General features: G+C 25.2%; 13 protein-coding genes. 10 read left to right on the top strand and 3 right to left on the bottom strand.

The genetic code is table 11. The features are described from left to right. The 5 genes from ilvA to NY022_RS03335 are packed head-to-tail and all read left to right on the top strand — an operon-like array spanning position 1 to position 5,161. Complete coding sequence (ilvA, locus tag NY022_RS03355; protein ID WP_267523550.1) at positions 1 to 1,200, top strand: threonine ammonia-lyase; 1,200 nt, start codon at positions 1 to 3, stop codon at positions 1,198 to 1,200. Next, positions 1,197 to 3,185 carry a glycine--tRNA ligase subunit beta gene (gene glyS, locus NY022_RS03350; protein ID WP_267523549.1) on the top strand — a complete coding sequence of 663 codons (1,989 nt, stop codon included), beginning with the start codon at positions 1,197 to 1,199 and terminating at the stop codon, positions 3,183 to 3,185. Before ilvA ends, glyS begins: the two co-directional genes overlap by 4 nt. Then, positions 3,178 to 3,918 carry a DUF815 domain-containing protein gene (locus tag NY022_RS03345; RefSeq protein ID WP_267523548.1) on the top strand — a complete coding sequence of 247 codons (741 nt, stop codon included), beginning with the start codon at positions 3,178 to 3,180 and terminating at the stop codon, positions 3,916 to 3,918. The genes glyS and NY022_RS03345 overlap by 8 nt, the downstream gene beginning before the upstream one ends. Next, the gene (locus NY022_RS03340) at positions 3,915 to 4,583 is read left to right on the top strand and encodes an endonuclease III domain-containing protein (RefSeq protein ID WP_267523547.1); all 669 of its coding nucleotides are present in this window, start codon (positions 3,915 to 3,917) and stop codon (positions 4,581 to 4,583) included. Before NY022_RS03345 ends, NY022_RS03340 begins: the two co-directional genes overlap by 4 nt. Further along, entirely contained in the window at positions 4,580 to 5,161 is a 582-nt protein-coding gene (locus NY022_RS03335; RefSeq protein WP_267523546.1) for an NUDIX domain-containing protein, read from the top strand. Before NY022_RS03340 ends, NY022_RS03335 begins: the two co-directional genes overlap by 4 nt. Positions 5,162 to 5,491: 330 nt before the next feature. Here the strand turns inward: NY022_RS03335 and NY022_RS03330 are convergent, their stop codons facing one another. From NY022_RS03330 to secA, 3 genes are read right to left on the bottom strand one after another with little or no spacing between them, the layout of a single operon-like run. After that, entirely contained in the window at positions 5,492 to 6,031 is a 540-nt protein-coding gene (locus NY022_RS03330) for a gamma carbonic anhydrase family protein (RefSeq protein WP_267523545.1), read from the bottom strand. Between the two features lie 41 nt (positions 6,032 to 6,072). Further along, positions 6,073 to 6,834, bottom strand: a complete 762-nt coding sequence (locus NY022_RS03325) for a glycosyltransferase family 25 protein (protein ID WP_267523544.1) — start codon at positions 6,832 to 6,834, stop codon at positions 6,073 to 6,075. Beyond that, positions 6,831 to 9,332: a preprotein translocase subunit SecA gene (gene secA, locus NY022_RS03320; RefSeq protein WP_267523543.1), complete on the bottom strand. Its 2,502-nt coding sequence runs from the start codon at positions 9,330 to 9,332 to the stop codon at positions 6,831 to 6,833. The genes NY022_RS03325 and secA overlap by 4 nt, the downstream gene beginning before the upstream one ends. A gap of 81 nt (positions 9,333 to 9,413) precedes the next feature. Here secA and lolA point away from each other — a divergent pair, with 81 nt between their 5' ends. The 5 genes from lolA to NY022_RS03295 are packed head-to-tail and all read left to right on the top strand — an operon-like array spanning position 9,414 to position 15,274. Then, positions 9,414 to 9,944, top strand: a complete 531-nt coding sequence (gene lolA, locus NY022_RS03315; RefSeq protein ID WP_267523542.1) for a LolA-like outer membrane lipoprotein chaperone — start codon at positions 9,414 to 9,416, stop codon at positions 9,942 to 9,944. 4 nt (positions 9,945 to 9,948) lie between these two features. Continuing rightward, positions 9,949 to 10,980 (top strand): 3-dehydroquinate synthase, encoded by a 1,032-nt coding sequence (aroB, locus tag NY022_RS03310; protein ID WP_267523541.1) that lies wholly within the window; start codon positions 9,949 to 9,951, stop codon positions 10,978 to 10,980. Then, positions 10,977 to 12,545: a mechanosensitive ion channel domain-containing protein gene (locus tag NY022_RS03305; RefSeq protein ID WP_267523540.1), complete on the top strand. Its 1,569-nt coding sequence runs from the start codon at positions 10,977 to 10,979 to the stop codon at positions 12,543 to 12,545. The genes aroB and NY022_RS03305 overlap by 4 nt, the downstream gene beginning before the upstream one ends. After that, positions 12,529 to 13,776 carry a tRNA (N(6)-L-threonylcarbamoyladenosine(37)-C(2))-methylthiotransferase MtaB gene (mtaB, locus tag NY022_RS03300; protein WP_420707978.1) on the top strand — a complete coding sequence of 416 codons (1,248 nt, stop codon included), beginning with the start codon at positions 12,529 to 12,531 and terminating at the stop codon, positions 13,774 to 13,776. Before NY022_RS03305 ends, mtaB begins: the two co-directional genes overlap by 17 nt. Then, on the top strand, positions 13,751 to 15,274 hold the full coding sequence (locus NY022_RS03295; protein WP_267523539.1) for an AAA family ATPase: 1,524 nt from the start codon (positions 13,751 to 13,753) through the stop codon (positions 15,272 to 15,274). Before mtaB ends, NY022_RS03295 begins: the two co-directional genes overlap by 26 nt. The last annotated feature ends 6 nt before the right edge of the window (positions 15,275 to 15,280 follow it).

Raw genomic sequence — 15,280 nt, 5'->3', positions numbered from 1 at the left:
ATGATAGAACTTAGTAAGATATATGAAGCACAAGAAAAAGTATATGATGTAGCAATAAAAACCCCTTTTAATCATTCAAGATTTTTATCAAATGATAAATATAATGTGTGGTTAAAATGTGAAAACCTTCAAACAATAGGTGCTTATAAAATTAGGGGAGCTTATAATAAAATTTCAAATTTAAGTGAAGAACAAAGAAAATCAGGTGTTGTAGCTGCAAGTGCGGGAAATCATGCCCAAGGAGTGGCTTTTAGTGCTGCTAAATTTAACACAAATGCTTATATAGTTATGCCAGAATCAACACCAATTACAAAGGTTTCAAGTACTGCTGATTTAGGTGCTAATATTATATTAAAAGGTAATAATTTTGATGAAGCATATGCATATGCAAAAGAGCTTGAAGTTAAAGAAAATTTAACTTTTATACATCCATTTGCAGACCCATTCGTAATGGCAGGACAAGGGACCATATTTTTAGAATTAATTGAAGAATTGAAAAATATATCTTATATAGTAGTACCAATTGGTGGTGGTGGTTTGATTAGTGGAATTGCTAGTGCGGCTAAACAAATTAATCCTAGAATTAAGATAATCGGAGTGCAAAGCAAGGGTGCTAGTGCTATGACAAATAGTTTTAGTGAAGGAAAAATTATAAACTCAAATAAGGTTAAAACTATAGCCGATGGTATAGCTGTAAGAGATGTTAATGAAAGTTGCTTTAATATTATTAAAGAATGTGTTGATGATATTGTTTTAGTTGATGACAACGAAATAGCTAATGCTGTATTATTTTTATTAGAACAACACAAACAAGTGGTTGAAGGTGCAGGTGCAGCTAGTGTGGCAGCTATTATGCATAATAAAATTCCTAATTTAAATGGTAATGTAGTTTGTATTTTAAGTGGTGGAAATATAGATATTACAATGTTAAATAATATTATTGAAAAAGGTCTTATGAAAAGTTATAGAAAAATGCAAATATGCGTAACTTTAATTGATAAAGCTGGAGCATTACTTGATTTAACTAAGGCTTTAAAAGATGCACAAGCAAACATAATAAAAGTTGATTATGATAGATTAGGTACTGATTTTGGTGATGCAAATATTACAATTACACTTGAGACTAAAGGCAAAGCTCATCAAGAAGAAGTTAGTAAAATTCTTAAAGAACAAGGATTTATTTTCAAGGAGATAAAATGAAAAAAGTATTGATAGAAATAGGTACTGAGGAGTTACCAGCAATTCCATTTTTAAAGGAAGAGCCAAATATTATTGATAAATTAAGTGAAATTTTAAAATATAATAATATTAATTTTAAAGATTTAAATTTTTTATATACACCTAGAAGATTTGTTTTTACATTTTTTACTAATGAAACTACCGATGATAGTGTTATTGAAATAATAGGTGCACCAAAAGAAGTTGCATTTAAAGATGGAAAAATTACTAAAGCTGGAATTAGTTTTTGTGAAAAAGCAAATATAAGTGAGAATGAAATTACTTTTAAATTAGTTAAAGGTAAAGAATGTTTATATTATGAAAAAAAAGAAGCTGGTAGAAATATTAGAGGACTATTTACTGGTATTTTAAATGATTTTTTAAATTCACTTAATTTTGGTAAAAGTATGAGATGGGGTGCGTATGATTTTAAATTTATTCGTCCTGTGACTAGTCTTTGTGTAATGCTTGATGATGAATTAATTAGTGCTAGTGTGTTTAATATTAATAGTGAAAATTCTACATTTGTACATAGAAATATTACACAAGATAAGGTTAAATTTAATACTCAAGCTGATTATTATAAGGTTTTGACTGAAGGTAAAGTTGTCTTAAATCCAAACGATAGAAAAGAAATAATTTTAAGCGAAATTAAAAATATTGAAAAATTGCATAATGTTAATGTTGAATTAGATGAAGATTTGTTAAGAGAAGTTATAGCAATTACTGAATATCCTAGTGCTTTATTAGGTAGTTTTGATAAAGAATTTTTAGAGGTAGCACCTGAAGTTATAATTACTTCTATGAAAGAAAATCAAAGATATTTTGCAGTGTATAGCAATAATAAATTAAGTAATCATTTTGTAACAATTACAAATTCATTTAATCCAAATTTAGAGTTAATAAGAAAAGGTAATGAAAAAGTTTTAAGAGCAAGACTCAGTGATGCGTTATTTTTCTGGAGAAACGACTTAAAAGAAGGATTAAAGCCTGAACTATTAAACAATACAATTTATATGCAAGAATTAGGAACGATAGCTGATAAAGTTAAAAGAGAAGAGTATATAGCTCTTAAATTAGCAAAAATATTTGCATATAGTAATGAAGAATTTGTAAAAGATGCTATAAAATTTAGCAAGGCTGATTTAAGAACACAAATGGTTGGTGAATTCCCTGAATTGCAAGGAGTAGTCGGTTCATATTATGTTTTGAAAATGGGATATTCTAAAGAAATTTCTATAGCTATAAGAGAGCAGTATTTGTATGATGTTTTACCTAGTATTACATTGAGTGAAATTGTGTCTTTAGCTAATAAATTTGATACTTTAATGGCATTGTTTAGCATAAATAAAATTCCAAGTGGTAACAAAGACCCTTATGCTTTAAGAAGAGCAGCACTTAGTATTTTAAAAATAATAATATCAGCTAGGGTAAATTTTAATATAGCTGAATTTTTACATAGTATAAAAACTATTTATGCTGATTTTGATATACAAAAATTAGTTACATTTATTAATGATAGATTTAATGCTTTATATGATGTAAATCCATCATTTATAGAAGCAGTTTTAAAAGCTAATAATGATAAAATAGTAGTAATTGATGATAGTATTAAGGCATTGATACATTTGCAAAATGATAATGATTTTACAGATAAATTATCCACTTTTAAAAGGTTGGCTAATATTATTAAAGATAAAAAAGACTTATATTGTGATGAAACTAAACTTGTAGATGAAAATGAAAAATCTTTATATCTAGCTTATAAAAAAATCAGTTTTGGAGATAATATTTTAGAAAATATAGAAAATATTTTTTCATTAAAACCTTTAATTGATAATTTTTTTGATAATGTAATGATTAATGTTGAAGATAATGATATTAAACAAAATCGTTTAGCATTAGTTTATACAATTTATAAGCATATAGCAAGTGTTGCTGATCTAAAAGAGGTAAATTTTGAATAATTTTTTTTCTAACTTTAGAGCTGCTAGTTATAGAGGAAGGACTAGTAGTTTTAAAGGTATTAAAAATATTGATTTAATTAATATTAGTGATTTATTGTTTTTAGATGATAAATTTGATATTTTAAAAAGTAATATAAATAATTTTTTAAATAATAAATTATACCAACACTGTTTATTATCAGGAGCTAAAGGTTGTGGTAAAACTAGCTTAGTAAAGGCAGTTTTTAATGACTTTATTAATACAAAATTAAGAATTGTAGAGATTTTTAAAGATGATTTAAAAGATTTAAGATACATAATAGATGATTTAGAAAATTTAAATTTTTATTTTATATTATTTTTAGATGACTTAAGTTTTAATGTAAATGATGATGATTATAAACTTTTAAAGCCTATTATTGATGGTGGTATAGAAAATTTAAGTAATAATATAATGTTTATAGTTAGTTCTAATTATAAAAATGTATTAAAAAATAATAATAAAAATTATCAAGATGCTGATTTTAATGATGAAATGGATGATAAATTTTCTTTAAAAGAAAGATTTGGTATATGGTTAAATTTTTATGCATTAAACCAAGAACAATATTTAAAGATAGTAAAGTCATATTTTAAAAATTATGAAAATGATGAAAGATTATTTAAGGAAGCTATAGAATTTTCAAATTTAAGAGCTAGTAGGAATGGTAGAATCGCTAAGCAATTTTGTGAAATTTTTAAGGATAAAATATGATAAATGGTGGCGTGATTTTAAGATTGCTTATAAAAAATGGTTATGAATGTGAGTTTGAATGGGATAAAGATAGTAATTTAAGTGATTTTGAAAAATTAATTAGTGTAATACTCACACAAAATACAAAATGGCAAAATGTTTTAAAATCTTTAGCGCTTTTGAAAGATAAAAAAATAACAAATTTAAATGAGTTAATAAAACTTGATGTAAGTAATCTAGCTATTTTAATTAAGCCTAGTGGTTTTTATAATACCAAGGCTAAAAGAATACTAGATTTAGCTAAAAAAATATTATTAGATTATGAAAATTTAGATAATTTTTTTAATAATGTAGATAGAGAATGGTTGCTTGCTTGTAAAGGAATTTCTTATGAAAGTGCTGATAGTATTTTGAACTATTTATGTAAAAAAGAATATTTGGTAATAGATAGTTATACATTAAGATTTATGTCTAATTTAGGTTATGAATTTAATTATTATGATGAAGTAGCAGAAAAATTAATGAGTGGCTTAGATGATGAATATTTTTATAAATATTTCAAATGTAATGAACTTTATGAAATTTATTCTAAATTCCATAGTATGTTATTAAATTTTTGTAAGGTACATTTTAAAGGTAAAAAAATAGATGAAAAAGGTATGGAAATTTTAAAGGAATTATTATGAAAATAGAAGTATCGGATTTTAAATTAACTAATTTTAGTGATTCTAAATTTATAAAACCAAAAAGAGTTCATTATGATTTAAATGGAAATTTGGTTGAATGGGATTTTATAGTTTTACATGATTGTGTTAGTGTTTTATTGTATCATCAAGCTAAAGATAGCTATATATTTGTTAAGCAGTTTCGTGCTCCGTTATATTATCATGAAGGTCTAGGTGATATTGAAAACGGACTAACGGTTGAGCTTTGTAGTGGTATAGTTGATAAGAATAAAAGCTATGAAGAAATAGCTATGGAGGAGTGTATAGAAGAATTGGGAATTAAACCTAAAAAATTAGATTTTTTAGGTAAATTTTATACTGGATTTGGCTCTGGTGTTAGCACACAAAGGTTGTACTTTGCAATAGTTAGTGATGATGATATTGTTGGTAAAGGCGGAGGTGCTGATAGTGCTGAGGCTATTGAAAGTGTATATGTAAAAATAGATGAATTTGAAGAATTTTTTAGTAAAAATAAAAAAAGTGCATTAATAGAGTATGCTCATCTTTGGTTTTTAAACAAAAAATATAAAAAAATATAGTTATCTTTATTTATTAAATATTAAAAATTGTAAGATTATTTATTATTGATATTTAATGGATTTAAAATTATATATTTATTATTTAAAAATATATAATAATTAAAAATGAAAAATTGTATAAATTAATAATTTTTATGTAATTTTAATGTTTGTATTAGCTTTAGATTACAATTTTAATATTTTAATATTTAATAAAAATATTTTATAAAAAATAATTTTTTACAAAATATTTATAATGTTTTTAATATAGACAAAATAATAATAAATATATTTTTGTCATTAATGAATATAAAATTATAATGATTTTAACACTTTTTTAATGTTTAATTTCTATTCTATATAATTTTTCATTACTAAACAATATTCTAATGCTTGCTCTTTTATAGCCTGTATTTCATTTTCGCTTAATTCTCTTATAAATTTTGCAGGTGAACCTTGTATTAGTGAATTAGGTGGAAAAGTTTTGTTTTTTGTTATTAAAGAATTAGCAGCAATAATTGAATTTTCATTTATTTTTGCACCATCCATTATTACACTACCCATACCAACCAAAACATTGTTTGATATTTCACAAGCATGAATTACACAATTATGACCTATTGTTACACCATCACCTATATTACAGTCAATTTTTGGACTAATTTCTTTACCATTTTTATCATATAAAGCTCTTGCTACATGTATTGTTGAGTTATCTTGAATATTTGTATTTTTCCCTATTTTAATACTAGCTACATCGCCACGAATTACGGCATTAAACCATATTGAGCTACCACTATCTATATTAACATGACCTATTATTTTTGAACCTTCTGCAATAAAAACACTTTGATGTATATTTGGGTAAAAATTTTTAAATTTTAATATCATAAACACTCCTTTTGTTCTATAATAGCAAAAAATAAAAAATATTATTTATATTTTCTTAAATTCATTAAAGACGGGATAAAAAATTGTATTTTAGTTTTAAATAATTTAAAATATTTACTGATTTTTGAGCGTTTTTTATTAATTGGATTTACTTGTGTAGAACTTGTTTCTGCTAAATCTGGATTAATTAATGTAGGATACAAAGCATATAAATTTGTATGTCTATCATTATTTGTATACCAATCTGCTGGAATATATATTTTATTCATTAAGTTTAATAGTTTTTTTACACCTTTTTTGGTAATATAATAACCATGGGTTCCATTACCACCACCAACAATTCTTTTAATATTCCATTTTTTTATCTGAATATTAAAATATTTATAAAAAGGACTATTTATCATAAAACCATCATCGTAATACATTTGCTTATAATGACCTAATAATAAAAGTTCTAAATCTTTAGGAAATTCATTTTTATATTTTAAAAATTCTAATAAATTTTTATCAAATACTGCATCATCTTCTAAAATAATTGCATCTTCTAGATTTTGCTCTATAATTTTTTGATAACACAATCTATGACTCATAGCGCAGCCTATTTCTCCAAGGCTTAAAGTTCTTTTGAATAATTTTAATTGTTCTTCTTTAGGATAGGTGTTTTGTTTTATTTCATCTTCACTCAACGCTTTGCCATATACAGCTTTAATTATTTCATAATTAAGCCCTAAGCTTTCGCAAAGGGCTGTTATTTTTTGTCTTTTTTCTATATCTTGCTCAAGATTAATTATAAAGAATTTCAAGCAAATACGCCTTTTTGTGGCCCACTTTTACCACAACAATCTTTATATTTCTTACCACTACCACAAGCACAAGGTTCATTTCTTGATTGCTTTTTGATAGGTTTTTCAATTTCTTGAATTTCTTCATTAGTTTCAGGCATTCTTAGTTGAATTATTAGCAATACTTTTATACTTTCACTTTTAATTCTTTCAACTAGCTCCATAAATAAATTATAACTTTCTCTTTTATATTCTACTAATGGGTCTTTTTGATTATATCCACGAAGACCAATACCTGTTTTTAAAATATCCATTTGATATAAATGCTCTCTCCAAGCACCATCTAAAACTTGTAGATATAATAATTTTTCAATTCTTTCCTTTTCACTATCAGGAACTATGCTAAATTTAACTTTTAACATAGTAGTTATTGCATCAATAATAACACTTCTGCTTTCTTCTGTGTTTAAAGTTTTTAATAATTCTAAATCTAGCTCCAAATTAATTTCATTTTTGAATAATTCTACTAAATTTTCAGCACTTAAATCATTTAAGTTATGAATTAAATAATCCACATATTCAGCTATATTTTGCTCAACTTTTGTCTCAATATCATAATTTGTATCTAGCAATTCATTTCTATATTTATATATAGTTTTTCTTTGTTCGTTTGCTACATCATCATATTCAAGTATATGTTTTCTACTTTCAAAATGAAGATTTTCTACCTTTTTTTGAGCACTTGCTACTGCACGAGTTACAAGTGAGCTTTCTATGCTTTCGCCTTCAGCGATTTTTAATCTAGTAAAAATTGCTTTTAGCTTATCTCCACCAAAAATTCTTAATAAATTATCTTCAAGACTTAAATAAAATCTACTAACACCAGGATCACCTTGTCTTCCAGCTCGACCACGCAATTGATTATCAATTCTACGGCTTTCGTGTCTTTCAGTTCCTATTATATATAAGCCACCTAATTCTCTAATCTCATCAGTAATTTTTATATCAACACCACGACCAGCCATATTAGTTGCAATAGTAACTGCTCCTTTTTTACCTGCATCTTTGATTATTTCAGCTTCATGAGCGTGATTTTTAGCATTTAATACATTGTGAGCTATTTTTGCCTTTTTTAAATACTCGTGTAAAAGCTCGCTTTTTTCAATACTTGCAGTTCCAACTAATACAGGTTGTCCTTTTGCGTTAGCTTTTTTTATTTCATCAACTACGGCTTTAAATTTCTCATCTTGAGTTTTATAAATTAAATCATCTAAATCTTTTCTAATTACAGGCACATTAGTTGGGATTGTAATTACATCAAGGTTGTATATTTGAGAAAACTCAGTTGCTTCAGTTTGGGCTGTTCCTGTCATACCAGCAAGTTTTTCATACATTCTAAAGTAATTTTGGTAGGTAATATCTGCTAAAGTTTGACTTTCTTCTTGGATTTTAACCCCTTCCTTAGCTTCAAGTGCTTGATGTAAGCCTTCGCTAAAGCGTCTTCCTTCGCTAATACGACCTGTAAATTCATCTACAATCATTACTTCGCCATCTTTAACAACATAATGAGTATCTTTTAAAAATAAATTATTAGCCTTTAAAGCTTGGTCTAATTGATGAGCTAAAATAGCATTATCAAGACTATATAAATTATCAACTCCAAATAATTTTTCTGCTTTTGAAATTCCTTGTTCTGTAATTAAAATAGTTCTATTTTTCTCATCTGCTATAAAATCTCCACTAGGTTTTTCTTTAGGATCATCTGGTGCAACTCCGCGAACCATTTGTTTAGCTACTTCATTAGCTCTTATATAGCCATCTAATGTTCTATTGGTTGGCCCTGAAATTATTAATGGAGTTCTAGCTTCATCTATTAAAATACTATCAACTTCATCAACTATTACAAAATAATGTCCCCTTTGAACTTTATCTTCAGCATCAAAGCACATATTATCTCTTAAATAATCAAAACCAAATTCACTATTAGTTCCATAAACAATATCACACGCATAAACAGCTTTTCTATTTCTATGGTCGTTTCCTACTAAAATACCAACACTAAAACCAAGAAAATTATATATAGCACTCATCTCATTAGCATCTCTTGCTGCTAGATAATCATTTGTTGTTACTACATGAACGCCTTTTTTTGTCATTGCGTTTAATACCACAGGTAAGGTTGCTACTAAGGTTTTTCCTTCCCCTGTTTTCATTTCTGCTATGCTTTTATCATTTAAAACCATACCGCCTATTAATTGCACATCATAATGTCTCATTCCAAGCGTTCTTTTGCTAACTTCTCTTACTATTGCAAATACATCTTCTAAAACTAAATCTAAATTATTATTGTCTTCAAGCACTTTATTTTGTAGGTTTTGAAATTCGCTTTTAATTTCTTCATCATTTAATTTTTGATATTTTTCTTCTAAAGAATTTATTTTTAATACTCTTTTTTTGTAGGCTTTAAGAAGTCTATCATTACGAGTTCCAAATATACATTTTGCTATATTTTTAAACATTTAAATTTACCTCTTGGTTTTGATTTTTGAATATAATTATATTTGTTAAAATAAATAAAAGGATATTTAAAAGGTATTTAAATGATTATTAAAAAAATCTTTTTGCTTTGTATTTGTGGAATTTTTGCTTTTGCATTTAAAATTGATAATATAAATTACAATAGTTTTGAAGCTGATTTTATTCAAAAAGTAGTTGATTTGAGTAATAAAACTTTAATATATGAAGGTAAATTTTATTATCAAAATGAAAAAAGTTTATGGCAATACTTAAACCCTGATGAAAAAAAAGTTTATATTACTAAAAATGAAGTTGTAATAATTGATGATGACTTAGAACAAGTAATTATTAGTAAAGAACAAATTGATTTAACAAATATTTTAAAAAATGTTTCTTTATATGAAAAAAAAGAAGATTTTGTAATCTATAAAGCTAAGTATGATAATATAATTTATTATGTAAAAGTGCTTAATAATCTTTTAACAAATATAAGTTATAAAGATGAATTAGATAATCAAGTAAGCATAGATTTTATAAATTCAAAAATTAATTTAAAAATAAATGATGATATTTTTAAATATAGTATTCCAAAAAATTATGATGTAATAAGGTGAGGTTATGGTAATAGATATTGATTTAAAAGATAAAGCATATAAAGTTTATGTAGATGAAGAATTAAAAATAAATAAAGATTATGTAATTTTAACTAATACAACTTTAGAAAAACTATACTTAAATGATGTTTTACAAAAAATAGGAAAACAACCAAAAGCGATAATAGTTATACCAGATGGAGAAGAATACAAAAATCAAGAAAGCGTTAATTATATTTTAGAAGAACTATTTAAGGCTGAAATTAGTAGAAGTGATTTGCTAATTAATCTTGGCGGTGGGGTAATTAGCGATATTGGTGGCTTTGTAGCTAGTATTTATAAGCGTGGAATAAAACATATAAATATAGCTACAACCTTACTTGCTAGTGTTGATGCAGCAGTAGGTGGTAAAACAGGCATAAACAATGCTTATGGTAAAAATCTAATAGGCACATTCAAGCAACCTAGTGCTGTTTATATTTTCACAAATTATTTTAAGACTTTAAAAAAGGCTGAATTAAGTGCTGCTATGGCTGAAGTGATTAAAATGGCTGTTTGTTTTGATTTGGATTTTTATAACAAATTAAGCAAATTAAGTTTTGATGATATTTTTGATAATATCTTAGAATTTGTAGAAAAATCAATAAAAATTAAAGCAAATGTAGTAATAAATGATGAGTTTGAAGATAATCTTAGAATGAAACTAAATTATGGTCATACTTTTGCTCATGTTATAGAAAATGAGACGAATTATAAAGGCTATTTACACGGAGAAGCTGTTGCTATTGGTATGGTTATGGCTAATAAATTGGCTTGTAATTTAGGTTTAATTTCAAAAGAATTTGAAATAAGTATTTTAAATACTTTAAAGAATTTTAATCTACCTACATTTTATAAAATCAATTCATCTTCTAAATTCTATGAAGGATTTTTTCAAGACAAAAAAACTCTAAGTGGAAAAATCAACTTTATTTTACCTAGCAAAGAAGATTTAAGCATTATTAAAAATGATATTTCAAAAGATGAAATATTAAAAGTTTTAAGGGAATTTGAATGAGATTTTTATTTGCTTTAATATTATTTTTAACTAATATTTTTGCTGATACTGATATTGATTTGACAAAAAATTTAGAAGAAATTTATACTTTAAAAGAGAAAATACATAAAATTAATAACGAAATAAAAGATAATATTGTTATTAAAAACTATAAAAATTATCAAGAATATTTAAAGATAAAAAAAGAATTAGAACTAGCTAATAATGAGCTAGAAAAATCTAGTAAGGCAAAAAGAAATGAAATTTTAAATGAGGTAAAAATTTTAGAGGATAAATTAAATGTTTTAAAAGACTATGAATATTATAATATTATAAAATATTTAAATTTACCACTAGAACCTATTGAATATAAAAAAATCACTAATATATATTTAGTTTTAGAAGGTCTTAGTGAGCGTAAGAGTTTATTAAATGAAAAAATAGATTATGAAAATAAATTAAAAGATTTTTCAAATTTAGTAAGTAAATTAGAATTAAAAAAAAGTTATTTAGAAGAATTAATAAATATTGATAATAATGTTAGTTTAGAAAACGAATATTTATATACTACTAAAGAATTAAATGATTATTCAGGTGCTTTAGAAAATATCAAAAATGCCTATGAAATTTATAAAGCCAAAGTAAATAATATTTTAAAATTAATTGATGATGATATAAAAAAACAATACGATGAAGCTATTTTTTTTATAGCTGTTATGATATGTATTATTATCTCTCGTTATTTGTTGGGACAATTAATTAGAAAATATGTGGATGACAAAGATAAGGTATATACATCTCAAAAAATATTAAATATTTTTACATTTATAATAGTTTCTTTATTTTCAATATTTTATTTTGTTGAAAATATAAGCTATTTAGTAAGCGTATTAGGATTTGCATCAGCTGGTCTTGCTATTGCAATGAAAGATATGTTTATGAGCTTACTTGGTTGGGTTACATTACAATTTGGTGGCGGTTTTCATGTAGGTGATAGGGTAAAAGTTAGTAAAAATGGCGTTACTTATGTAGGGGATATTATTGATATATCTTTACTTAAAATGACTATATATGAAGATATCACTTATACTACATATACTCAAAATCGTCGTGCAGGTAGGCTTATTTATATACCTAATAATTATATTTACACAGAGCTTATATCAAATTATAATTATTCTTATATGAAAACGGTTTGGGACGGAATAGATATAGTAATAGATTTTTCAAGCAATATTGACAAAGCTAAACAAATTATTTTAGAAGCAGTAAATACTCACACTCAAGCATTTAGTGATAGTGCAAAAAAAGCAATACAAAAAATGAGAAATCATTATCAAATGAAAAACTCAGGAACTGATGTTAGAATGTTTGTATTTTTAGAGCAATATGGGGTTAAAATTTCAGTATGGTTTATGACAAATTCAAGAGAAACTTTAAAAATGCGTTCTTTGGTAAGTGAAGAAATTATTAAAAGATTAAAAGCAAGTGATGATATAAAATTAGCTTTCCCATCACAAACTATTTATATGGATAAAAGAAATAATCAGCCATTTTTAAAGGATAATAATGAAAATATATATTAAAACTTTTGGTTGTAGAACCAATATTTACGATAGCGAACTAATCAAAAGCTACATAAAAGATAATGAAATAATAAATGATGAATTGCAAGCTGATATGATAGTAATCAATTCTTGCACGGTTACTAATCAAGCTGATTTAGGCTTAAAGCAATATATAAGACATATTAAAAATCATAATCCAAATACTAAGTTCATCTTAACAGGTTGTGCTGCGGCAAGTATTGGCAAAAGCTTATATGATAGCAAAATAGTTGATGGTGTAATGGGTGCGTCTTTAAAATCAAATATAAATAAGTTTATACTAAATCCAAAGGAATTTGATTTAGGAAATCTAAATTTCATAGATGAAAAAATAGTAAGCAATTACGAAAACCATACAAAAGCATTTGTTAAAATCCAAGAAGGCTGCGATTTTGCTTGTTCTTATTGTATTATTCCTAGTGTAAGGGGCGGAGCTAGAAGCCTAAAATTAGAGCAAATTATAAATCAGATAAAAACCCTAGCTAATAATGGTTATAAAGAAGTAGTTTTAACAGGCACAAATATAGGTAGTTACGGAAAAGATTTAAATCTATCTTTAGCAAAATTGCTTAAAGAAATTAGCAAAATAAATGGGATTAAAAGAGTTCGTTTAGGTAGCATTGAGCCGGTTCAAATTGATGATGAGTTTAAAGAATTATTAGACGAAGATTTTATTGAAAAACATCTTCACATAGCCTTACAACACACAAATGAAAAAATGCTAAAACTAATGCAAAGAAGAAATAAAGCTTATAAAGACTTAGAATTATTTGAATATTTAGCTAATAAAGGCTATGCCTTAGGCACTGATTATATAGTAGGTCATCCAGGTGAGAGTGATGAAATATGGGCTGATGCTATTAATAATTTTAAGAAATTCCCTATAACTCATCTTCACGCTTTTGTGTATTCTAAAAGAGACGGGACAAAAAGCGTAGAATTAGCAAAGACTTTAGGCGAAGTTGATAAAAATATCTCAAAGCAAAGATTAAACGAGATTAAAGAAATTACTAGATTAAAAAATTATGAATTTAGAAAAAATCAAAAAGATTTAATAGTATTAGTAGAGCAGTTTAAAGACGGCTATTATCAAGGATACGACCAATATTTTAATCTAATTAAAATCAAATCAGATAAAGACTTATTAAAAACTTGGATAAATATTAAAGATTACGAGGTAGAAATTGACAAAAATAAAGCAAAAATTTAATATAAAAATAAAAATAATATTCACATGTATATTTTTAGCATTGATATCGTTAGGTATTTTTTTTATTAGTAAAAGTCCTAAAACTATATCATTATTAGAATTTGAAAATTTAAGACAATATGATTTAAAAAATGTTTATTTATATGATGATATGATTTATTTTAGCGCTAATAATAAAGATTATTCTATTTTAGCAAATGATGAAATAGTGCAAGATATTTTAAAAACTACAAGTATTAGTAAAAAAAATGATTTTGATTATTCTATAATTTTTATGTTTATTATGGTGGTGGCTTTTATTTATTATTTGTATTATCTAAAATCATTACAAAAGAAAATACCATCAAATAATAGTGCAGTTAATAGTTTTTTAAAGCCAGAATATAAATTTGTTTTAAAATCAAATACTGAATTTAATGATGTCATAGGTCAGTTTAAGGCTAAAGAAGAATTAAGAAAACTAAGTTCAATTTTTAAAATAAATAATCATTGTTTGATAAAAGGAGTTTTATTAACTGGTGCTAGTGGAGTAGGTAAGACTATGTTAGCAAGAGCGTTAGCAAATGAATGTGGGGTGAATTTTTTATATCAAAGTGCAAGTAGCTTTAATGAAATTTTTGTAGGTCTTGGAGCTAGGCGTGTTAGAGAATTATTTGACAATGCAAAAAAATTAGCACCTTGTATAGTGTTTATTGATGAAATAGACGCACTTGGCAAACAGCGTGGAAATGTTTTATCTAATGACGGAGAAAATACATTAAACGAGCTTTTAACACAAATTGATGGCTTTAGTGATTTAAATGGTGTTTTAATACTAGCAGCTACAAATAGAGCGGATATTTTAGACCCAGCCTTACTTAGAAGATTTGATAAAAAAATTCATTTTACCTTACCAAATTACAGCGACAGAATAGAGTTCTTTAAACAACTTGTTAAAAAAGATTTAATAAGTTCTGATTTTAATTTAGATTATTTAGCTTATATTTCAAAAGGTTTTAGCGGGGCTTCTTTTAAAAGCTTAGAAAATGAATTATTACTAAGAGATAGATTAAGCGAAAGAGAAATAATACATGAGATTTTAGTGATAAAGCACGGCATTAGCGAAGATTTAGAATTAAGCGAAAACGAGCAATATATTCAAGCTATTTATCAAGCAGGTAAAATCACTATGGCAAAGATTTGTGATGCGAATTTAATTTATGCTAATTTATTTACATTTGAGTATTTTTATCCAAACGAGCATATAAAATCATTTTCAGAAATAAAAAATGAAATCAAAATTCTTTTATCAGGAATGTTAGCAAATGAATTATTTTTAGGCGAAAATTACAATAATTTTTCTAAAGATAAAGATAAAATACAAGAATTAAGCAAATTTTATGTGGAATTTGAATTATCATCTTTAGAAGAAGAATGTAAAGAATATTTAAAAGCTTATGAAGAAGAGATTAAAAATACAGCAAATGAATTGCTTTTAAATAAAGAAATATTTTTTTAAAGGATA

The sequence above is a fragment of the Campylobacter sp. MG1 genome, assembly GCF_026616895.1.
GTDB lineage: Bacteria > Campylobacterota > Campylobacteria > Campylobacterales > Campylobacteraceae > Campylobacter_E.
Note: the sequence above shows the minus strand (reverse complement) of the source record. Positions and strands in the feature narration are given on the sequence as shown.

Coding starts and splice junctions, on each gene's coding strand:
- NY022_RS03330 (WP_267523545.1), bottom strand. CDS start 6,031: ATGATATTAAAATTTAAAAATTTTTACCCAAATATACATCAAAGTGTT.
- mtaB (WP_420707978.1), top strand. CDS start 12,529: ATGAAAATATATATTAAAACTTTTGGTTGTAGAACCAATATTTACGAT.
- glyS (WP_267523549.1), top strand. CDS start 1,197: ATGAAAAAAGTATTGATAGAAATAGGTACTGAGGAGTTACCAGCAATT.
- NY022_RS03335 (WP_267523546.1), top strand. CDS start 4,580: ATGAAAATAGAAGTATCGGATTTTAAATTAACTAATTTTAGTGATTCT.
- NY022_RS03340 (WP_267523547.1), top strand. CDS start 3,915: ATGATAAATGGTGGCGTGATTTTAAGATTGCTTATAAAAAATGGTTAT.
- aroB (WP_267523541.1), top strand. CDS start 9,949: ATGGTAATAGATATTGATTTAAAAGATAAAGCATATAAAGTTTATGTA.
- NY022_RS03305 (WP_267523540.1), top strand. CDS start 10,977: ATGAGATTTTTATTTGCTTTAATATTATTTTTAACTAATATTTTTGCT.
- secA (WP_267523543.1), bottom strand. CDS start 9,332: ATGTTTAAAAATATAGCAAAATGTATATTTGGAACTCGTAATGATAGA.
- ilvA (WP_267523550.1), top strand. CDS start 1: ATGATAGAACTTAGTAAGATATATGAAGCACAAGAAAAAGTATATGAT.
- lolA (WP_267523542.1), top strand. CDS start 9,414: ATGATTATTAAAAAAATCTTTTTGCTTTGTATTTGTGGAATTTTTGCT.